This window comes from Plastoroseomonas hellenica (genome assembly GCF_018129085.1).
Classification (GTDB): Bacteria; Pseudomonadota; Alphaproteobacteria; order Acetobacterales; family Acetobacteraceae; genus Plastoroseomonas; species Plastoroseomonas hellenica.
The window spans coordinates 1-20751 of record NZ_JAAGBB010000003.1 but is presented as its reverse complement, the minus strand read 5'-3'; the positions used below and the strand labels follow the sequence as shown (position 1 = coordinate 20751).

At 70.8% G+C, this 20751-nt stretch carries 20 protein-coding genes; 12 read left to right on the top strand and 8 right to left on the bottom strand.

Translation table 11 applies throughout. The annotated features are described in order from the left end of the window. Window positions 1-47: 47 nt before the first annotated feature. The 6 genes from GXW71_RS02910 to recJ all read left to right on the top strand — a co-directional run bounded on the left by GXW71_RS02910 (window position 48) and on the right by recJ (window position 6694). Window positions 48-683, top strand: a complete 636-nt coding sequence (locus GXW71_RS02910; protein WP_211850899.1) for a hypothetical protein — start codon at window positions 48-50, stop codon at window positions 681-683. Window positions 684-808: 125 nt separating this feature from the next. After that, window positions 809-2029, top strand: a complete 1221-nt coding sequence (locus GXW71_RS02905; protein WP_211850898.1) for an LL-diaminopimelate aminotransferase — start codon at window positions 809-811, stop codon at window positions 2027-2029. Next, complete coding sequence (locus GXW71_RS02900; RefSeq protein ID WP_211850897.1) at window positions 2026-3378, top strand: homoserine dehydrogenase; 1353 nt, start codon at window positions 2026-2028, stop codon at window positions 3376-3378. Before GXW71_RS02905 ends, GXW71_RS02900 begins: the two co-directional genes overlap by 4 nt. Continuing rightward, on the top strand, window positions 3375-3827 hold the full coding sequence (locus tag GXW71_RS02895) for a hypothetical protein (RefSeq protein WP_211850896.1): 453 nt from the start codon (window positions 3375-3377) through the stop codon (window positions 3825-3827). Before GXW71_RS02900 ends, GXW71_RS02895 begins: the two co-directional genes overlap by 4 nt. An 82-nt stretch (window positions 3828-3909) precedes the next feature. Continuing rightward, complete coding sequence (gene glpX / locus GXW71_RS02890; protein WP_211850895.1) at window positions 3910-4920, top strand: class II fructose-bisphosphatase; 1011 nt, start codon at window positions 3910-3912, stop codon at window positions 4918-4920. After that, entirely contained in the window at window positions 4910-6694 is a 1785-nt protein-coding gene (recJ, locus tag GXW71_RS02885; protein ID WP_211850894.1) for a single-stranded-DNA-specific exonuclease RecJ, read from the top strand. The genes glpX and recJ overlap by 11 nt, the downstream gene beginning before the upstream one ends. Window positions 6695-6911: 217 nt before the next feature. Here the strand turns inward: recJ and GXW71_RS02880 are convergent, their stop codons facing one another. The 4 genes from GXW71_RS02880 to GXW71_RS02865 all read right to left on the bottom strand — a co-directional run bounded on the left by GXW71_RS02880 (window position 6912) and on the right by GXW71_RS02865 (window position 11613). After that, complete coding sequence (locus GXW71_RS02880) at window positions 6912-7544, bottom strand: class I SAM-dependent methyltransferase (RefSeq protein WP_211850893.1); 633 nt, start codon at window positions 7542-7544, stop codon at window positions 6912-6914. A 214-nt stretch (window positions 7545-7758) separates the two neighbouring features. Then, window positions 7759-9465, bottom strand: a complete 1707-nt coding sequence (locus GXW71_RS02875; RefSeq protein WP_211850892.1) for a putative 2-aminoethylphosphonate ABC transporter permease subunit — start codon at window positions 9463-9465, stop codon at window positions 7759-7761. Continuing rightward, the gene (locus GXW71_RS02870; protein WP_246526230.1) at window positions 9458-10582 is read right to left on the bottom strand and encodes a putative 2-aminoethylphosphonate ABC transporter ATP-binding protein; all 1125 of its coding nucleotides are present in this window, start codon (window positions 10580-10582) and stop codon (window positions 9458-9460) included. The genes GXW71_RS02875 and GXW71_RS02870 overlap by 8 nt, the downstream gene beginning before the upstream one ends. 5 nt (window positions 10583-10587) lie before the next feature. Next, on the bottom strand, window positions 10588-11613 hold the full coding sequence (locus GXW71_RS02865) for a putative 2-aminoethylphosphonate ABC transporter substrate-binding protein (RefSeq protein ID WP_211850890.1): 1026 nt from the start codon (window positions 11611-11613) through the stop codon (window positions 10588-10590). A gap of 344 nt (window positions 11614-11957) precedes the next feature. Between GXW71_RS02865 and GXW71_RS02860 the strand changes: the two genes are divergently transcribed. The 5 genes from GXW71_RS02860 to GXW71_RS02840 are packed head-to-tail and all read left to right on the top strand — an operon-like array spanning window position 11958 to window position 17013. Continuing rightward, window positions 11958-14105: a TonB-dependent siderophore receptor gene (locus GXW71_RS02860; protein ID WP_211850889.1), complete on the top strand. Its 2148-nt coding sequence runs from the start codon at window positions 11958-11960 to the stop codon at window positions 14103-14105. A gap of 7 nt (window positions 14106-14112) precedes the next feature. Further along, a complete protein-coding gene (locus GXW71_RS02855; protein ID WP_211850888.1) occupies window positions 14113-14421 on the top strand; it encodes a DUF3649 domain-containing protein in 309 nt (102 codons plus the stop codon). Then, window positions 14418-15977: a PepSY-associated TM helix domain-containing protein gene (locus tag GXW71_RS02850; RefSeq protein ID WP_211850887.1), complete on the top strand. Its 1560-nt coding sequence runs from the start codon at window positions 14418-14420 to the stop codon at window positions 15975-15977. Before GXW71_RS02855 ends, GXW71_RS02850 begins: the two co-directional genes overlap by 4 nt. 2 nt (window positions 15978-15979) lie before the next feature. Further along, window positions 15980-16312 carry a DUF3325 domain-containing protein gene (locus GXW71_RS02845; protein WP_211850886.1) on the top strand — a complete coding sequence of 111 codons (333 nt, stop codon included), beginning with the start codon at window positions 15980-15982 and terminating at the stop codon, window positions 16310-16312. A gap of 26 nt (window positions 16313-16338) precedes the next feature. Continuing rightward, a complete protein-coding gene (locus GXW71_RS02840; protein ID WP_211850885.1) occupies window positions 16339-17013 on the top strand; it encodes a DUF4198 domain-containing protein in 675 nt (224 codons plus the stop codon). Window positions 17014-17026: 13 nt separating this feature from the next. Here GXW71_RS02840 and GXW71_RS02835 read toward each other — a convergent pair whose 3' ends face one another. The 4 genes from GXW71_RS02835 to GXW71_RS02820 form a co-directional block, all read right to left on the bottom strand. Continuing rightward, window positions 17027-17308 carry a hypothetical protein gene (locus GXW71_RS02835; protein WP_211850884.1) on the bottom strand — a complete coding sequence of 94 codons (282 nt, stop codon included), beginning with the start codon at window positions 17306-17308 and terminating at the stop codon, window positions 17027-17029. A 67-nt stretch (window positions 17309-17375) separates the two neighbouring features. Continuing rightward, window positions 17376-18923, bottom strand: coding sequence for a UxaA family hydrolase (locus GXW71_RS02830; protein WP_211850883.1), 1548 nt, complete (start codon window positions 18921-18923; stop codon window positions 17376-17378). A 69-nt stretch (window positions 18924-18992) separates the two neighbouring features. Next, window positions 18993-19367, bottom strand: a complete 375-nt coding sequence (locus tag GXW71_RS02825) for a hypothetical protein (RefSeq protein WP_211850882.1) — start codon at window positions 19365-19367, stop codon at window positions 18993-18995. Window positions 19368-19487: 120 nt separating this feature from the next. Then, window positions 19488-19811: an NIPSNAP family protein gene (locus tag GXW71_RS02820; RefSeq protein WP_211850881.1), complete on the bottom strand. Its 324-nt coding sequence runs from the start codon at window positions 19809-19811 to the stop codon at window positions 19488-19490. Between the two features lie 83 nt (window positions 19812-19894). Between GXW71_RS02820 and GXW71_RS02815 the strand changes: the two genes are divergently transcribed. Further along, the coding region (locus GXW71_RS02815) for a BaiN/RdsA family NAD(P)/FAD-dependent oxidoreductase (protein WP_211850880.1) at window positions 19895-20751 on the top strand (857 nt) is incomplete at its 3' end.

The following is a 20751-nucleotide window of genomic DNA, read 5'->3' as shown; positions in this document are numbered from 1 at the left end:
GGCCACATATGGCGGGAGCCGATCGTTCAGCAAAGGGTAGGGGTCGCATGGCAGCCGATCAAGCGCGGGCGCTGGTGATCGCCATGCTCGCTGCCCTGCCGCTGGCGCTCACCGCCTGCGGGGGCACCGGGCCGGTCGCGACCCTCGGGCGCGTCTTCGGTCCCGCGACCGAGGGGCGGGAGCGCCCGCCCGGGCTGGATGGGGAAGGGGTCTATCCCGCGCTCGGCACGGTGCCGCCACGGCCGGACCGCCCCGACCCCGCGGTGCGCCACGCGCTGACCGACCGGCTGGCCCGCGAACGCGACGTGACGCGGGACCAATTGCCGGCGGGTGCGATGTCGCAGGGCCAGTTCGGCCGCCCCGCGCCGGGGCTTCCCGGCCCGCCGACGCCGGCCCTGGTCGGACCGATGGTCGCGGTGCCGCCGCCGCCCGTCATGACCCTCCCGCCCGCACCGACCGCCCCAGCGGCGCTGCCGACGCCGATGCCCGCCCAGCCCGTGCCCCAGGCACCGCCGCGGACCTCGGCACCGGGCGCGCCCCCGCCGGCCGCACAGCCGCCTCTGGGCCTCGGCGGGCCGCCACCCTTGCCGCCGCCCGATCTCCTGGCACCAGGCGGCGGGCCACCGCCACCGCCCTCCCAGGACCTGCTGGCGCCCGGCAGCGGATCGCCCAGCCGGCCCTAGCCGGCTGACTGGGGCGGCCGCCGCGCCAGCCCTTTGTTTTGGCGAGCATCTTCACCCGCTCCGGCGATTCCACCGGATCGGGATCTGCTCTATGGTCCGCGCCCTTCTTCCACTGGACCAAGCCAATGACCGAGGAATTCCACCGCATCCGCCGCCTGCCCCCCTATGTCTTCGCCGAGGTCAACGCGGCGAAGGCGAAGGCGCGAGCTATGGCCGAGGACATCGTGGACCTCGGGATGGGCAATCCGGACAGCCCGACGCCACCGCATATCGTCGCCAAGCTGATCGAGGCGGTGCAGGACCCGCGCACCCACCGCTACTCCATGTCGAAGGGCATCCCGGGCCTCCGCCGCGCCTGCGCCGGCTATTACGAGCGCCGCTTCGGCGTGAAGCTCGACCCGGAGACCGAGGTGGTCGCGACCCTCGGCTCCAAGGAAGGGCTCGCCAACCTCGCGCAGGCGATCAGCTCGCCCGGCGACACCATCCTGGTGCCGAACCCGTCCTACCCGATCCACCAGTTCGGCTTCATCATCGCCGGCGCCTCCGTGCGCTCCATCCCCTACACCCCGGATGACGAGATGCTGCGGGCGCTCGATCGCGCAGTGCGCCATTCGGTGCCGAAGCCGACCGCCGTCATCGTGAACTTCCCGTCCAACCCGACCGCCCTGGTCGCGAGCATCGACTTCTACCGGGAGCTGGTCGCCTTTTGCCGCCGGCACGAGCTCTTCATCCTCTCGGACCTCGCCTATGCCGAGCTCTATTTCGGCGCGACGCCGCCGCCTTCGGTGCTGGAGGTGCCGGGCGCGAAGGAGGTGACGGTCGAGTTCACCTCGATGTCCAAGACCTACAACATGCCAGGCTGGCGCATGGGCTTCGCGGTCGGCAACCCGAAGCTGGTCGCGGCCCTGGCGCGGGTGAAATCCTACCTCGACTACGGTGCCTTCACGCCGATCCAGGTCGCCGCGGCCGCCGCGCTGAACGGCCCGCAGGATTGCGTTGCCGAGATGCGCGCCCTCTACCGCGACCGCCGCGACGTGCTGGTGAAGGGCCTTCGCCAGGCGGGCTGGGAGGTGCCGAGCATCGAGGGCTCGATGTTCCTCTGGGCGCCGATCCCGGAGAAGTTCCGCCATCTCGGCTCGGTCGGCTTCTCCAAGCTGCTGCTGGAGAAATCGAAGGTCGCGGTCGCACCCGGCCTCGGCTTCGGCGAGCATGGCGACGGGCATGTCCGCATCGCGCTGGTCGAGAACAACCACCGTATCCGCCAGGCGCTGCGCGGTATCAGGAGCTTCCTCCAGGGCGACAATGCCGGCCCTGTCGAGGCCGAACCGGAGCTGGTGGCACAATGAGCGCGCCTGATGGTCGGAGCGGCGCGGGCCGCGGAGAGCTTACTCGGCCGCGCCCCGTTGCGCGTCCTCTTGCCGTTGCGATCGCCGGCCTCGGCACCGTCGGTGCCGGCGTGGCGAAACTGCTGCGCGACAATGCCGAGCTGATCGCGGCCCGCGCCGGCCGCCCGATCGCGGTCACCGCCGTCTCCTCGCGCGACCGCACGCGCGACCGCGGCGTGCCAGTCGCGGGGCTCCGCTGGTATGAGGACGCGGTCGCGATCGCCGCCGATCCCGCGATCGATGTCGTCGTCGAGACCATCGGCGGCAGCGAGGGCCCGGCCCGGGCGCTGGTCGAGGCCGCGATCGCCGCCGGCAAGCCGGTGGTGACCGCCAACAAGGCGCTGCTCGCGGTGCATGGCGCAGCGCTCGCGGAGCAGGCCGAGGCCCGCGGCGTGACGCTCGCCTTCGAAGCCGCGGTCGCCGGCGGCATCCCCGCCATCAAGGCGCTGCGCGAGGGGCTGGCGGCGAACCGGATCAGCCGCGTCGCCGGCATCCTGAACGGCACCTGCAACTACATCCTGACCACGATGCGCGAGCGCGGCCTGCAATTCGCCGAGGTCCTCGCCGATGCCCAGCGCCTGGGCTATGCCGAGGCCGACCCCGCCTTCGACATCGACGGCGTCGATGCCGCGCACAAGCTGGCGATCCTGGCCGCACTCGCCTTCGGCCGCCCGGTCGACCTCGGCGCCGTGCATATCGAAGGCATCCGCGAGGTCTCCGCCCTCGACATCGAGCTCGCGGAGGAGCTCGGCTACCGCATCAAGCTGCTCGGCATCGCCAAGCGCGAGGAAAGCGGCATCAGCACCCGGGTGCATCCCTGCATGGTGCCGAAGGCCGCCGCCATCGGCCGCGTCGAAGGCGTCTTCAACGCCGTGGTGGCGGAGGGCGACTTCGTCGGCCGCGTCATGCTGGAAGGGCGCGGCGCCGGCGCCGGGCCGACCGCGAGCGCAGTGGTCGCCGACCTGATCGACCTGGCGCGCGGCAGGCTCACCCCGGTCTGGGGCGCAGCCACCGATGCCCTGTCGCACGCGCCCTCGCTGCCGATGGAGAAGCATGTCGGCGCCTATTACCTGCGCCTGATGGTGCTCGACCGTCCCGGCGTCATCGCCGACGTCACCGGCGTGCTGCGCGACCACGCCATCAGCCTCGAATCCATGCTCCAGCGCGGCCGCGCGCCGGGGGAGGCGGTTCCCATCGTGCTCACCACCCATGATTGCGTCGAAGGCCGCATGCGGGAGGCGCTGGCCCGCATCGAGGCGCTGCCGACGGTGGTCGAGAAGCCGGCGCTGATCCGGATCGAGGGCTTGTGATCCGGTGGCTGGCCGCGCTTTTCCTCCTGCTGCTCGCAGCACCTGCGAGCGCTGAGGACGGTGTGGCCGGCACCTGGGCCGGCCACTACACCTGCGCCCAGGGCAATACCGCGATGGCGCTCACCATCACGCCGCAGGGCGGCTCGCGGGTCACCGCGTTGTTCCATTTCGAGGCCGCGGCCGACAACCCGGAAGTGCCGACCGGCTGCTACGAGATGGTAGGCGACTACGACGCGCTCCGCGCCCGGCTGCGCCTTTCGCCATGGCGCTGGCTGATGCGGCCGCCCTTTTATGTGATGGTGGCGCTCGACGGCCGCCTGGCGCCGGATGGGACCCTGGCGGGAGAGGTGCGGGGGCCGGGCTGCACCAGCTTCGCGGTCACGCGGGCGGCACGGCCGGCCGATCCGGAGGCATGCCGGCGTGGCGGGCCTCTGCTCTCGCTCCGCTGACGCGGGACGGATTTCCCGCTATTGAGCGGGCCCTAGGCGGCCCCGGCGCCGCAACCCGCTTCCAGAGTCGGAGAACAGAGCTATGGCCGCAGCAACGACCGAACCCGGCATGGTGGTGGACCGCAACCTCGCGCTTGAGCTGGTGCGGGTGACGGAGGCCGCGGCACTCGCCGCCTCCCGCTGGATGGGGCGGGGCGACAAGAACGCGGCCGACGGCGCCGCGGTCGACGCCATGCGCCGCGCCTTCGACACCGTCGCCATCACCGGCACCGTCGTGATCGGCGAGGGCGAGATGGACGAGGCGCCGATGCTCTATATCGGCGAACGCATCGGCCTCTACGCCAAGACCGGCGGCGGGCCCGAAGTCGATATCGCCGTCGACCCGCTGGAAGGCACCACCACCACCGCCAAGGGCGGCCCCAACGCCATGGCGGTGGTGGCGCTCGCCCAGAAGGGCGGCTTCCTGCACGCGCCCGACATCTACATGGACAAGATCGCGGTCGGCCCCGGCCTGCCGCCCGGCATCATCAGCATCGACGCCACGCCCGAGCAGAACCTGCGCGAGCTGGCGCGCGCCAAGAAGGTCGAGATCAGCGACCTCGTCGTCTGCATCCTCGACCGCGACCGGCACAAGGAGATCATCGGTGGCTGCCGCTCCGCCGGCGCCCGCATCATGCTGATCCCGGATGGCGACGTCGCCGGCCTCGTCGCCGTCTCCCAGCCGGAGACAGGCGTCGACATGTATCTCGGCTGGGGCGGCGCACCGGAAGGCGTGCTGGCCGCCGCCGCGCTCCGCTGCATCGGCGGCCAGATGCAGGGCCGGCTGATCTTCGAGGATGATGCCCAGATCGAGCGCGCCCGCAGCATGGGCATCACCGACCCGAAGCGCGTCTACGACCTGGAGGAGATGGCGAAGGGCGACGTGATGTTCGCCGCGACCGGCGTCACCACCGGCCCAATGCTGCGCGGCGTGCGGCGCCACGCCGCCGGCGCGGTCACGCATTCGATCGTCATGCGCTCCAAGTCCGGCACCGTCCGCTACATCGAAGGCCAGCACAATTTCGCGCTGAAGCCGACCGCCTTTGTCGCCTGAGCCGCCCGCGGCGCCCGTCCTCGGCGTCGAGCGCAGCGTCACCGGGCGGCGCTGGGCCTGGCGCGAAGGCGATGCGCGCATCGGCGCCGGGATCGCGCAGCGCCTGGCCCTGCCGGAGGTCGTGGGCCGCCTGATGGCGGCCCGCGGCATCGGCATCGACGACGCGGCCGACTTCCTCGACCCGACACTGCGCGCGCTGCTGCCCGATCCCGCCGTGCTGCGCGACATGGGCCCGGCCGCGGAGCGCCTCGCGCATGCCGCCCGTCATGGCGAGCATGTCGCGGTGTTCGGCGACTACGACGTGGACGGCGCCTGCGCCGCGGCGCTGATGACGCGCTTCCTGCGCGACCTCGGCTGCGCCGTGACCCCCTATGTCCCCGACCGCCTCAAGGAAGGCTACGGCCCCAACGCGCCGGCGATCACGGCGCTCTGCGACCAGGGCGCCACGCTGATCGTCTGCGTCGATTGCGGCATCGCCGCCGCGACCGCGCTCGCCGCCGCACTCGGCCGCGCCGACGTCGTGGTGCTCGACCATCACAAGGCCGAAGGCGCCCTGCCGCTGGTCGCCGCCGTGGTGAACCCCAACCGCCTCGATGACGAGAGCGGGCTGCGCCATGTCTGCGCCGCGACCGTCGCTTTCCTGACCGCGGTCGCGACACTCCGCACCCTCCGCCGCGCCGGGCATTTCGGGCGCGAGCCCGAACCCGACCTCCGGCGGCTGCTCGACCTCGTCGCACTCGCCACCGTCTGCGACGTGATGCCGCTGACCGGCATCAACCGCGCCCTGGTCACCCAGGGCCTGAAGGTGCTGGGACGCCGGGAACGACCCGGCCTCGCCGCACTGCTCGACGTGGCCGGCGCGCGGGACGTGCTCACCGCCCATACCCTCGGCTTCACCCTCGGTCCACGCATCAACGCCGGCGGCCGCATCGCCGCCCCCGATCTCGGCCTCCGCCTGCTGCTGGAGGAGGATCCGATCGAGGCCCGCGCGATGGCCGAGCAGCTCGACGCCGTGAACCGCCGCCGCCAGGAGGTCGAGAGCGAGGTCATCGCCGCCGCCTTCGCCGCCGCCGAGGCCCAGGCCAGCGCCGGCCGCGCCGTGCTGCTGGTCGCCGGCGACGGCTGGCACCCCGGTGTCGTCGGCATCGTCGCCGGCCGGGTGAAGGAGAAGTTCAACCGCCCCGCCTGCATCGCCGGCATCGCCCTCGGCCTCGCCAAGGGCTCCGGCCGCTCCGTCCCCGGCGTCGATCTCGGCGCCGCCGTCATCGCTGCGCGCCAAGCCGGCCTGCTGGAGACCGGCGGCGGCCACGCCATGGCCGCCGGCTTCTCCTTCCTGAGCGACCGGCTCGACGCCGTGCACGCCTTCCTGGAGGAGCGGCTCGCGGTCGCAAAATCCCTCCCGGCCTCGGCCGACCTCGGCATCGAAGGCACCCTGACCGTCCCAGGCGCCACCACCGATTTCGCCCAGGCCGTGGAGCGCCTGGCCCCCTTCGGTGCGGGCAACGAAGAACCGCTCTTCGCCATCGCCCGCGCCCGCGTGCTGCGCGCCGACCGCCTCGGCAAGGAAGGCGCGACCGTGCGCGCCATCATCGAAGGCGAAGGCGGCGGCCGCCTCAAAACCATCTGCTTCCGCGCCAAGGAAGGCCCGCTCGCTACCGCCCTGCTGGCCCAGGATCGCGTGCCGCTGCACCTCTGCGGCCACCTCCGCGCCGAACGCTGGAACGGCGACGTCACCGCCTGCCTGCAAGTGGTGGACGCGGCGGCGGTGGGGTAGGCGCATCCCGGAGAGGGCGCTGCCCTCTCCGGACCTCTCCCGCCAGGAGCCTACAGGCCCCTGGACCCCGTTTACTTTTGACGCCCTGATTGCGAAGGGGGCCGCCCGATTGGGCGGCCCCCTTCGCAATCAGGGCACCAAGTGAAGCAGGTCCAGGAGCATCTATGCTCCTGGCGGATGGGGTCTGGGGAAGGCAGAGCCTTCCCCAGGGCGCGCCCTACCCAACCCGCGGCGTGTACCGCCACACACTGGCGGGCGGGAAGTTGAGGGGCGTCCATTCCTCGCGCTTCGCGGCTAGGTCGTGCTTTTTCCAGGGCAGGGGCGAGGTGGCGCAGTAGGAGTAGTGGAGGAAGCCGCGGCCGGGGGCGACGGCTTGCATGGCGTCGATGAAGCGGCGCTGTTCGGTGACCGGCAGGAGCACCAGGGGGATGCCGCAGATCACGCTGCCGATCCGGTCCTGCAGGCGCTGGGGCAGCAGCCGCGGCAGCTCGCGGGCATCGCCTTCGATGACGGTGACGCCGGGCATGGTCTCGCGCAGCATCTCGGCCATGTCGGGCTCGATCTCGACCACCACGAGTCGCTCGGGGGCCAGGCCGGCGGCGAGGAGCGCGCGGGCGATGACGCCGGTGCCGGAGCCGAGTTCCAGCACCATCTCGCCGTCCTTCGGCCAGGCCTGGCGGACGAGGCGCCTGCAGAGCGCCGGGGAGGAGGGGATCACCGATCCCATGCGGAGCGGGTTGGCCATCCATCGCCGGAAGAACAGGGCCACGCCGCGGCCCTTTGGCCGGGCTTCGGCCTCCCTGCGCTTGTCGTCGAGGGCCAGGGAGGAGGAAGCGTTCGGTGGCGTCATGTTGCGCGGACCTGACCCTTGTATGGCGGTGGCGTGGAAAGGATGACGGTTCGGCAGAGCCCCGTGTCAGGGGCCGTTACAATTAGGTTGGACCAGAGGGCAGGGCGGCAAGGCAAAAAAACGCGCGCATCCTCGGCGGGTTCCGCGCTCTAGCGCCGGTTCCGGGGCATATGTGTGACGATGGTGCTAAGCTCCGTTGACAGCGGGCCGTCACTCAACGCTGTCGCCAGGCCTGGGTGGAGCGGTCGACGAGGCCCCCGGCCAGCACCTGGACGAGTTTCACCGCGGCGGTGATGGCGAGGATGGTGCAGGCCATGGCGGCCGCCGCGGAGACTTGCCCGGCCTCATCCATATGCACGACGGCGATCGATGCGAGCTTGGTGTCGGGGCCATAGAGGAAGATCACCGCGCTCACCGTCGTCATGGCGTTGACGAAGAGGTAGACGGCGATGTCGAGGATCGCCGGCAGGCAGATCGGCACCGTGACGCGCGCGAAGGTGACCAGGACCGGCACCCTGAGGCTGGCGCCGACTGCTTCGAATTCCGGATCGAGCTGACGGATTGCGGTGACGGCGGTCAGATGGCCGACTGTGTAGAAATGGGTCAGGCAGTTCACGACCAGGATCACCAGCCCGCCATAGAAGAAATTCAGCGGGTTAGCCGGGTGATTGAAGAAAAGGATGTAAGCAAGGCCGAGTACCAGGCCAGGGATCGCCAGCGGCACGGTCGCGGCCAGCCGCAGCAGCCCGGGCACCGGGCCGCCCTTGGGCCCGCGTTCCAGTAGCCAGGCGATCGTGAAGATCGCCGGCGCACCGATGACGGCGACCAGGGTCGCGAGCCTGACCGAGGTCCAGACCGCGCCCCAGCCGGCCGGGTCGAAATTGGCGAAGTCGTAGTTCGCCAAGGTCAGGGTCAGGTTGTAGGGCCAGAAGGTGATGAGCGAGCCCCAGGCGGCGACGCCGGTCAGCCCGAGCAGCACCCCGGCCACGGCCAGGCAATGCAGCAGGCAGAGCCAGTCGCGCACCAGGTTCGGCTTCGGCGCATAGACGACGGCGCGGCCCGACATCGTCGCTTCGCGCTGCCGCTGGGCCCAGCGGTCGATCAGGAAGGCGATGACCGCGGGCAGCAGCAGGACGATGCCGACCACCGCCCCCATGTTGAAGTCGAGCTGCCCGACCACCTGCTTGTAGACATCGGTCGCCAGCACCGGGAACTGGCCGCCAATGACCTTGGGCACGCCGAAATCGGTCATCACCAGGGTGAAGACGACGATCGCCGCCGAGATGAGCCCGTAGCGCGCCTGCGGCAAGGTCACCGTCAGGAAGGTGCGGAAGGCTGAGGCCTTGAGCGCCGCCGCCGCTTCGTAGAGCCGCCCGTCCGCGGTGCCGAGGGCGACCGCCAGGATGATCGCCGCATGCGGGAAGCAGGCGAAGACCTGCGCCATGATGATGCCGACCGGCCCGTAGAGCGGGTAGCCGAGCAGCGCGCCCTTCAGCAGTCCCTGGTTCCCGAACAGCGTGATCAGCGCCAGCGCCGGCAGCAGCGACGGCGCCAGGATCGGGATCAGCATGGCGGCGCGAAACGCGCCCTTGGCCGGGATCCGGCTGCGGGTCAGCGCATAGGCATAGAAGAAGGCGAGGGGGATCACGAGGGCCGTGGTCAGCGCCGCGGTCCAGACGCTGTTCCAGGCGGCGGCGAGCAGCGAGGGTGTCGTCACATAGGCGGCGAAATTCGCGAACCACACGAACTCGCCCGCGGCATTGCCGAAGGCACGGGACAGGAGCGTGCCCATCGGCAGCAGCAGGGCGAGGCCGAGCGCCAGCAGCGCCAGCCATTGCCCGCCGCGCATCACCCGCGTCGCCGTCGAGGCGCGCGGCCGCACCGCATCCGGCGCCGGCAGCAGGGCCGCCAAGTCAGACATCGGTTGGAAAGATCATCAGCGATTCCGGCGGCAGCGCCACCGGCAGCGCCGCGCCGACGAAGGCGCCGAGCGCGCCGAGCATCCCGGCCGGGACATCGGAATCGAGCCTGAGCCGTCCGACCTCGAGCGAGATGCGGGCCAGCGCGCCCATGAACTCGACATGCACCACCTGGCCTTCCAGGTGGCGGGGGGTCACGCTGGCCTCCGGCCCGATGCGCACATCCTCGGGGCGGACGAAGACCTCGACCGGCTGGCCGTAGAGCAGGCGCTCGATGCCCCGGGCCTCGATGCGGAGCCCGTCCCGCGTCACCAGCATGCCGGCCGGGGTGTCGACCTTGGCGTTGAAATGGGAGGAGCGGCCGACGAAGCCCGCGACGAAGGGGGAGGTGGGGCGGCGGTAGACCTCCTCCGGCGTGCCGATCTGCTCGATGCGTCCCTGGCTCATGACCACGATGCGGTCGGAGACGCTCATCGCCTCCTCCTGGTCATGGGTCACCATGATGGTGGTGACGCCGAGGCGGCGCTGCAGGCTGCGCAGCTCCTGCCGGAGATAGACGCGCACGATGGCATCGAGTGCCGAGAGCGGCTCGTCCAGCAGCAGCAGGCCGGGCTCGTTGGCGAGCGCGCGCGCCAGCGCCACGCGCTGCTGCTGCCCGCCGGAGAGCTGGGCCGGATACTTGTCGGCCTGCTCGGGCAGGCCGACGGTGACCAGCAGCTCCGCCACGCGCTCCTTCGCGCGGTCGCGCGGCCAGGCGCGGCCGCGCAGGCCATAGGCGATGTTCCGGGCGACCGTCAGGTTGGGGAACAGGGCGTAGGACTGGAAGACGATGCCGAAATCGCGCTGCTCCGGCGGCAGCGCGGTGATGTCGCGCCCGGCCTGGGTGATGGTGCCGGAGGAGGGCGGATCGAGCCCTGCGATCGCGCGCAGCAGCGTCGTCTTGCCGCAGCCGGAGGGGCCGAGAAAGGCGACGAATTCGCCGGGGTCGATCGCCAGGCTGACCCGGTGCAGGGCGGCGAAGGTGCCGAAGCTCTTCGCCACCTGCCGGACCACGAGATAGGGCGCCTCGGCCTGCCGCGCGGCCGCCCCGTCGGCCGCGACCACGGTGCCGCTGCGCATGGCCATCAGTTCCGCGGCGCCGACTTGCCGTCGAAGCGGCTGGCCCATTCGCGCAGGATGCGCTCGCGCTCATTGGCGACGGCGCGGATGTCCTGGCTCACCAGGCGCTGCTCGAACTCGGCCGGATAGCCGCGCACCGCCGGCTGCACACCGGGCAGCGCCAGCAGGGCGTACCAGCGGCCATAGAGCTCCGCCGCCTGGCGGGAGACGCTCCAGTCCACGAAGCGCCGCGCCGCATCGAGGTTGCGGGTGCCGCGCTGGATCGCGGTGCCTTCGATGTCGTAGCCGACGCCATCGGTCGGCACGATGATCTCGAGCGGAGCGCCTTGGTTGCGCAGCGTCACCGCGCGCATGTCGAGCGAGATGCCGACGCCGTATTCGCCGCGCGCCGCGTTGTTGCAGGGCGCGCTGCCGGAGTGGGTGTAGACTTGGATGTTGTCGTGCAGGCCGCGCATGTAGTCCCAGGCGCGGGCCTCGCCCTGAGCGCCGATCCAGCCGGCGACGGTCAGGAAGCCGGTGCCCGAGGAATTCGGGTTCGGCATCACCACCTGGCCGCGGAAGGCGGGGGCCAGCAGGTCGGCCCAGGTGGTCGGGCGCGGCAGGTTACGCTGCTGCGCGACGGCGGTGTTGAAGCAGATGGCGGCCACGAAGGCGTCCATCCCGGTCCAGGTCATCGGGCTGCGGTCGGAGCGCATGTTGGGCCGGAGCGCCTCCGCGCCTTGCGGCGTATAGGGCTCCAGCATCTCCAGCGCTTCCATCTGCAGCAACGAGAAGGCGGAGACCCCCCAGATGACGTCGGCGCGCGGGTTCTGGCGCTCGGCGATCAGGCGGGCGGTGATGACGCCGGTGGAATCGCGCACCCAGGCGACCTCGATTCCGGGCACCGCCGCCTCGGCCGCCGCCTTGAGGGGCGCGAGCTGCTCGGTCTCGAGCGCGGTGTAGACGGTCAGGCGGGTGCGGGTCTGCGCCTGGGCGACGCCGGCCAGGGCGACGAGGCCGAGGGCCAGCGGCAAGAGGGCACGGCGAAGCATGCGGGGGACCCTTTTTCGTTCGGTGCGCGGCGTGCTTCTGCCCCTAGACTGCCCGTCGCGACGACTTAGTGACAAGAGCATTGCAGTTCCGTTTCAGGCGCCGCCCCAGGCGCCGGGCGGGCCGCTCGTCCTCGGCTATCCGCCGACGGACGGCATCGACCGCGCAGGGCCGAGGCGTCGCGTTCTAGCAAGCGCGCCCGCGTGACGGTGAGGCCGGACGTTCCGGCAGGAAATCTCTCCGGCGCCGGCCGATCCTGACCAATTGATGTTGATAGTGATTCGCATTATCAGGGCGCGGGCATGCCGTCGAACGCGGCGTCAGCTTTGCCGGGGAATGAATGCGCGTGATCGGGACTCATCTGACAGTGCTGGGGCGTCTCTGCTGGGTGCCGGCCGCGGCGATGTCCCTGATCGCGGCCGATGCCGCCGCCCAGACCACCGGCGAGGCGTCCGCGACGACGCTGCCGGAACTCCGCGTCGAGGGCGAAAGCGCGCGCGGCCCGGTGCGGGGGCCGGTCGCGACGCGCAGCGCGACCGCGACCCGGACCGACACGCCGCTGAACGAGACGCCGCAATCGGTCACCGTCATCACGCGCGACCGCATGGACACCCTGAACGCGACCTCGCTCAGCCTCGCCACCCGCTACACCGCGGGCACCAATCTCGAGCAGTACGGTGAGGATGCCCGCGGCGAGTATTTCGCCATCCGCGGCTTCCCGGCCGACATCTTCCTCGACGGCATGCGCCTGCCGGCCTTCACCGGCTTTTCCAGCTTCCGCCTGGAGCCCTGGGGCATGGAGCGGATCGAGGTGCTGCGCGGATCGAGCTCGGCGCTCTACGGCTCCTCCAATCCGGGCGGCATCATCAATGCCATCAGCCGCATCCCGCAGCCCGACCTGCGGAACACCGTGGCGCTGCAGATCGGCAGCTTCGAGCGCCTGCAGACCCACTTCGATCTCGGCGGCGCGCTGACCGATGACGGCTCCGTGCTCTGGCGTTTCACGGGACTGGTGCGCGACGGCAATACCCAGATCGACGACGTGCTGAACAACCGGATCTACCTGGCGCCGTCGTTGCGATTCCGGTTGGGCGACCGCACCGACCTCACCCTGCTGGCCAGCTACATGCGCGACGATGCCGGCTCCAACGCCGCCTTCCTGCCGCTGGCGGGCACCATCAACCCCAGCCGTTTCGGCACCATCCCGCGGGAGCGCAACAGCGGCGAGCCCGGCTACGACCGCTTCCTGCGCAACCAGTACATGGCCGGCTATCAGCTCGAGCATCGGCCGTCCGATGATTGGACGCTGCGGCAGAGCCTCCGCTACATGCACATGAATATCGATTACCGCTCGATCTACCCGTCGGGCGCGGTGGGGGCCAACGGACAGTCGCCGCGCATCGCCTTCCGTGGGGAGCCGATCTTCAACGCCATCACCGTCGACAATTCGGCGGAGTACCGCTTCAGCACCGGCCCGGTCTCGCATACGGCGCTGTTCGGCCTGGATTACCGCTGGCAGCTTACCCAGAACCGCTCGGGAAGCCTGACGGGGCCGGCGCAAGGCGTGCCGTCGCTGAACCTCTTCAGCCCGGTCTACGGCGCCGCCGTCCCGCTGCCCGCCATCACCACCAGCAACAACCAGGCGCAAAGCCAGTTCGGCATCTATCTGCAGGACCAGATCCGCCTGGACCGCTGGGTCCTGACCCTGTCCGGGCGGCAGGACTGGGCCTGGGGCGACACGCGCAACAACATCACCGGCACGCATGCCACCATGAACGACAACGCCCTCACCGGCCGCGTCGGGCTGCTCTACGCCTCGGCGATCGGGCTTTCGCCCTATGTCAGCTACTCGACCTCCTTCCTGCCGACCGCCGGCACCGACTTCTTCGGCCGCAACTTCGAGCCGACGACGGGGCAGCAGTGGGAAGTCGGGCTGAAGTACCAGCCCGAGGGTCGCAGCAGCCTGTTCACCATGGCGCTCTATGACCTGACCCAGCAGAACGTCAGCACGGGCGATCCGAACCATATCGGCTTCAACATCCAGACCGGCGAGGCGCGCAGCCGCGGCATCGAGCTCGAGGCCAATATCGCGCTGACCGACGCCTGGCGCGTGATCGCGGCCTATACCTACCAGGAGCCGGAGATCACCCGCAGCACCACGGCGACGCTTGGCAATCGCCCGACCGCGACGCCCAACCATTCGGCCTCGCTCTGGACCGACTACACCTTCCGGATTGCCGATGGCGTGACGGCGACCCTCGGCGGCGGCGTGCGGTACCAGGGCAATACGCTCGGCAACAACCAGAGCGGCAGCATCTACCACGTGCCGAGCTACACGCTGTACGACGCCATGGCGCGCATCGACTGGCAGAACTGGCGGCTTGCCGTCAACGGCAGCAACCTGTCCGACAGGACCTACCTCGCGGCCTGCTCGACGACCTGCACCTATGGCACCGGGCGCACGGTCTTCGCGACCCTGGCCTATAGCTGGTAACCGGCCGATGGCGCGCAGCGCGGCACCGGCCAGCGAGCGGCTTCGCATCCTCGGCATCCTGTCGCGGACCGTCGCCGCCCTGTTCGGCGGCTATGCCGCCGCGGCGCTCGCTTCCGTCTGCCTGGCGGTGGGCCTGCCGACATCCCCTGCGGAAGCCGCGCTCACCGGCATGATGGCGAGCTTCGCGGTGATGACCGGCGCCGTCGTCTGGGTCTTCGCGGCCGCGACCGCGCTCCGTGCGTGGATCGGGATCGCCATTCCGATTGTCCTGCTCGGCGGCATCTTCCTTCTGCTGCGCATGGGGCACGGCGCATGAAACACGGCTTCCGCCAATCCATGGCCTGGCTGCACACCTGGAGCGGGCTCCTGGTCGGCTGGGTGCTCTTCGCCGTCTTCCTGACCGGCACCGTGAGCTATTTCCGCCCGGAGATCTCGCTCTGGATGCGCCCGGAACTGCATGGCGCGGCGCCAAACCCGCGGGCCGCCGAAGTGATCCTGGCGGAGCTCCAGCGCCGGGCGCCGGACGTGCCGAGCTGGAACATCCAGTTGCCGACCGCGCACAATCCGGTCGCGACTGCTTTCTGGCGCGACAGGACCGCCGAGCGCGGCTTCCGGCTGATCCAGATGGATCCGAGGACCGGAGGCGAGTTGTCGGCGCGGGGCACCGCCGGCGGCGACTTTTTCTACGCTTTCCATTTCCAGCTCTACAGCATGCCGCCGCTCTGGGGGCGCTGGATCATCTCCTTCTGCGCCATGTTCATGCTGGTCGCGATCGTCAGCGGCATCGTGACGCACCGGCGGATCTTCGCGGATTTCTTCACCTTCCGACCGCGCAAGGGGCAACGCTCCTGGCTCGACGGCCATGCCATCCTCGCCGTCCTCGCGCTGCCCTACCACCTGATGATCACCTACACGGGCCTGGTCACGCTCATGATCCTGACCATGCCCTGGGCGATCATGACGAATTTCGACGGCCAGCGTCAGGCCTTCAACGCCGCCGTCTTCGGCATCGAGCAGCCCGGGCCGCGTTCGGGTCAGGCGGCGCCGCTCACGCCCATCATGCCGCTGCTCGATGAGGCCTCGCGGCGCTGGCAGGGCGGGCAGGTCGGGCGCATCACCGTCAGCAACCCGGGCGATGCGAACGCCACGATCCTGCTTGCACAGCGCGACAGCGAGCGGCTTTCGGTGAGCCGCCGCACCGTGATCTTCGACGGCACGACGGGCGCCTTCCAATCGGCCCGGGAACCGGACGCCCCGGCGGATGAGACCCGCGGCGTGATGTACGGCCTCCACATCGGCCGCTTCGGCGACGGCGCGGTGCGCGCGCTGCTCTTTCTCTGCGGCCTCATGGGCACGGCGATGGTCGCGACCGGCACCATCCTCTGGGCGGTGAAGCAGCGCCAGAAGGCAGGGGCGCTTTCCAGACCGGGCGCGCGCCTCGTCGAGATCCTGAATGTCGGCACCATCGCCGGCCTGCCGATCGCGGTCGCGGTGTTCTTCCTGGCCAACCGGCTGCTGCCCGTGGACCTGCCGCAGCGCGCGGAATGGGAGGTGCGCTGCTTCTTCATCGCCTGGGGGATCGCCGCCCTGCACCCGCTGCTGCGCCGCCATCGCCGCGCCTGGCAGGAGCAGCTCTGGACCGGCGCCGTACTCTTCCTCGCGGTCCCGCTGGTGAATGCCGCGACCACGCACAGCCATCTCGGTGCGACGCTCCGCGCGGGGAACTGGGTACTGGCCGGCGTGGACCTGATGCTGCTGGTGTTCGGCGTGCTCCTGGGCGCGACCGCCCGGATCGTCGGCCGGTCCCGGCCTGCCGCCACGCCGAACCGCGCCGCGGAGGGCAGGCGCGCCATGCCGGCACTTGCGGAGTGACGATGCTGTTCGCCCTGGCGCTGGCCTATGCCGGCTTCGCGGCACTCTGCCTCGCGATGGAACGCCATCATGGCGAGGTGTTCGGCAGCCGCCGCATCCCCCCCAAGCGGCGCCTGGCGTTGCGCCTGATCGGCTGGACGCTGCTCGCCGCCTCCTTCCCGGCCTGCGTCGCGTCCTGGGGCTGGGTCATCGGCCCGGCCGCCTGGTGCGGCCTGCTGACCGCGGCCGCGCTGCCGCTGGTGTTGCTGCTGCCCTATGCGCCCCGCATCGCCGCCGGCTTTGCGCCCGTGGCGCCCATTCTCACCGGGCTCGCCGCTCTCGCCGCCCGGATCTGACGCGCGGACAACCAAGGAGAAGTCACATGACGCTGAAGCGCACGCTGCTGGCCGCCGCCGCCATCCTCTTCGCAGCCCAGGCCGGGGCCCACCAGGTCTGGCTGGAGCGGGATGGCCAGACCGTCCGCGCCTATTTCGGCGAGCCGGTCGAGAACCTGCGGGAGCGCACGGGGGGCCTGCTCGACCGCATCAGCGGCCCGCGCGCCTTCGCCGCCGATCCGCAGGCATCGCTGCCGATCGAGCGCCGGGCCGATCACCTGGAAATCGCGGCGCCGGCCGGCAGCGCCGATATCCGCCTCGTCGAGCAGAGCCTGGCGCCCTTCGGACGCCAGGGCAGCCCGGACCGCACCAAGGGCGTGCTGCTCGCCCGGGAAGGCCGCAGCGAAACCCGGGCCGCCATGGACCTTGAGCTTGTCCCCGTGGTTGCCGGCGGCAACGAGTTCATCCTTACCCTCCGCGGGCAGCCCCTGCCGCGCACCGAGGTGACGCTGGTCGCCCCGCCGCGCTGGCAGCGCAGCCTGCGCACCGACGCGAATGGCCGCGTGACCTTCGAGACCCCTTGGGCCGGCCGCTATGTGGCCGAGGCGATCCACACGGAGGAGCAGGCCGGCGGCAGCGGCGAGGGTGCCTATACGCGGCTGCGCCTGGTCAGCACGCTGTCCTTCACCGTGCAGGACGGCATCGCCTGGACCCAGCGGTAAGGCGCAACGCCCCCTAAATGAACTGCCCGCGCAGGAAACCCAGCGCGGGCAGGGGGGTCCATTTGCGCGGCAGGTCGGCGCGGCGGATCGGCGCCACCGAGTAATGCGGCACCGGCTGCCTGGCGCGCGCCAGGAAATCCGCATAGGCGGTCACCTGCTGCGCGCGCCATTCGCGATCCGCCAGGGCCGCGTTGCGGGACCGGAATACCTCGGCGACGCGGTTCTGACGCCCGGCCGTGGCGATCACGGCCCAGAGCGTATCGTCGTCGCCGCGCGGGACGGGAACGAGCTGCATCGGGCGCCATGGAGCCTCGACCGGGCCGGCTCGGTCAAGGCCCTTAAGGCGAGTCGGGCGGCCAGTCTCAGCCGGCAATCCCGATCTGCCAGGGGGCGAATTCATGCCGGCCGAGGCCGAGCTCCTCGCTCTTGGTCTTCTCGCCGGAGGCGACCCGCAGCAGCAGGTGCAGGATGCGCTCGCCCATCTGCTGCAGCGTGCAGGTGCCGTCCAGGACCTCCCCGCAATTGATGTCCATGTCCTCTTCCAGCCGGCGGAACATGGGCGTGTTGGTCGCGAGCTTGACCGAGGGGACGGGCTTGGCGCCGTACATGGAGCCGCGGCCGGTCGTGAAGGCGATCATGTTGGCGCCGCCGGCGATCTGGCCGGTCGCGGAGACCGGGTCGAAGCCCGGCGTGTCCATGAAGACGAAGCCGGGCTGCGTGACCTTCTCGGCATAGCGGTAGACCGCCATCAGCGGGCCGGTGCCGCCCTTCATCGAGGATCCCAGCGACTTCTCGAAGATGTTCGCGAGACCGCCATTCTGGTTGCCGGGGCTGACGGTGCCGTTGATCTGGGTGTCGCGGCCGGCGGCGTATTCGTCCTTCCACCAGCGGATGCGCTCGATCAGCTTCTCGCCGACCTCCCGGCTTGCGGCGCGGCGGGTCAGCGTGTGCTCGACGCCGTAGATCTCCGGCGTCTCGGAGAGGATGCCGGTGCCGCCGTGGCGGGCCAGCAGGTCCATCGCGGCACCGAGCGCCGGGTTGGCGGTGATCGAGGAGAAGCCGTCGGAGCCGCCGCATTGCAGCCCGACCACCAGGTGCCGCGCCGAGACCGTCTCGCGCCGCGCCTTGTCCACCTCCGGCAGCATCTCGCGCACCGCCCCGATGCCGGCCTCGATCGATTTCCTGGTGCCGCCGATCTCCTGCATGGTCAGCGTCTTCAGGAGCGGACCGGGCTCCATGCCCTGGTCGGCGAGCAGGGTCAGGATCTGGTTGCGCTCACAGCCGAGGCCGATCAGCACCACGCCGCCGACATTCGGATGCCGCATGTAGCCTGCGAGCGTCCGGCGCAGGAGCTGCATCGGCTCGCCCGAAAGCTCCATGCCGCAGCCGGTCGAATGGGTATAGGCGGCGACGCCGTCGACATTCGGGAATTCGGCCAGGCGCTCGGCGGTGAAATGCTCCGCGACCACCTGGCTGACCGTCGCGGAGCAGTTCACGGTGGAGACGATCGCGATGGTGTTGCGGGTGCCGACGCGGCCATCGGCGCGGCGATAGCCTTCGAAGGTCAGGCGCTCGGCGTCCGGGATCGGCTCGACCGGCACGTAGTCGCGGCCGATCGCGTAGTCGCGGTCGAATTCGCGGAACTCGATGTTGTGGTTGTGCAGCATGGTGCCGGCGGGCAGGTCCTCGGCGGCGAAGCCGATGGTGACCTGGTATTTCAGGATCGGGTCGCCCTTCTTCAGCGCCTCGGTCGCGATCTTGTAGCCGGCCTGCACGTCCTGCCGCGCCAGCAGGTTCTCGCCGGGGATCGAGGTGCCGGCGGCGACCGGCACCCGCGCCACCACCACATTGTCCTTGGGATGCAGGCGGATGACGGGCCCGTTCAGGCTCTTGGCGGCAAGGTCGATCATGGGCGTTTCCAGCGGCTGCGATGGAGGGGACCCGTGATCCTGCGCTGCCTGGGCGGCGCCGTCACCCCATCAGGCGCAACCCGTGCCACGGCGGGTGAAGCTCTCGACCCGGCCCTGGCGCAGCGCGAAGGTGACCCCGCAGGCGGGGGGCGGCGCGGCACCGCCGATCCCGAGCCCGACCCCGGTGCCCCAGACCGCACCGCCGCCGAAGCTGCCGAACCCGAAGCCGAAAGAAGGGGTGAGTGTCGGGCCGCCATAGCCGCCGCGCAGCTCGTAGTCGAGGAAGCGGCGCCCTTCCAGCTCCTGCACCCGGTCGGGAACGCCGAGGCCCATCACCAGCTCACTTTCGGGCCGGCCGATATAGCCGGCCATGCGGGCGTCGAACTCCGCGCCGCGATCGGCGCAGGCGGCGAGAAGGGGCAACAGGGCCAGCAGGCGTCGCATGGCGCGATCTTATCATGCGGCCGCGGTCACGGGCGGCAAACGCCCGTGACCGGAGGCATGTCTGGCGAACAGATTCACGCCTCCGGCCGCTGCGCGCCCTGCGGCGATCTGCTTCCCGGCTCAGTCCTGCCACTTCACCTCGAGGAAGGGCGCCGGGACCAGGATCTTGTTCTCCTGGGTGACGATCATGCCGCGCACCTTGGCGATATAGGCCTTCCAGGCCTCGCTGGCGCCGAGCTTCGCGCGCCGCTCCTCGCGTTCGGCGAGGCTGTCATAGGCCCACATGTGGATCACCTGGTTGAGGGGACCGAACTCGGTCATGTAGTAGCCGACGAGGCGGCCAAGGATCGGCTTCTGGATCGCCAGCCCTTCCTCCTGATAGGCCTTGACGTAGGCCGGCGCCTGGCCGGGGTGCAGCGTGTAGATGCGCTCTTCGACGATCATCGCGTTTCTCTCCGTGATGCGATCAGCACATCGATTTAGAGCCCAGCTTTGCGGGGCACGCCAGGGCGTGCCAGAAGGCGCCGGTGGAACGCTTCGATGCCATCGTGATCGGCGCCGGCGCCGCCGGGCTGATGGCCGCGATCACGGCGGGGCAGCGCGGCCGGCGCGTGCTGCTGCTCGACCATGCGGAGGAGGTGGGGAAGAAGATCCTGATCTCCGGCGGCGGGCGCTGCAACTTCACCAATCTCGGCGTCGAGCCCACCCGCTTCCTGTCGAGGAACCCGCATTTCTGCCGCGCGGCGCTGGCGCGCTACACCCAGCAGGACTTCATCGCGCTGGTCGCGAAGCATCGCATCCCCTTCCATGAGAAGACGCTCGGGCAGCTCTTCTGCGACGGCTCGGCGCGCGCGATCGTCGCGATGCTGCTGGCCGAGGCTTCGGCGGCCGGGGTCGACCTGCGCGTCGCGCATCGCGTCACCGAGGTGACCCGCGCCGAGGCCTTCCAGGTCGCAACCGATCGCGGCGATTTCGCCGCTCCCGCGCTGGTGCTGGCGACCGGTGGGCTCTCCATCCCGAAGATGGGCGCGACCGGCTTCGCGCACGACCTCGCCCGCCGCTTCGGGCTGCCGCTCGTCACCCCGGCGCCAGGGCTGGTGCCGCTCACCTTCGAAGGCGAGGACCTCGCACTGATGCGGCCGCTGGCCGGCGTCGCGCTGGATGTCGTCGCGGCAGCCGGGCGAAGCCGCTTCCGGGAAGCCATGCTCTTCACCCATCGCGGCCTCTCGGGCCCGGCGATCCTGCAGGCCTCCTCCTACTGGCGACCCGAGGAGGCGATCACGCTCGACCTGCTGCCCGGGCGGGACGCGGCGGCGCTGCTGCTCGGCGCCAAGCAGGCGCGGCCGCGCGCCGAGCCGCGCACGGCGCTGGCGGAGCTGCTGCC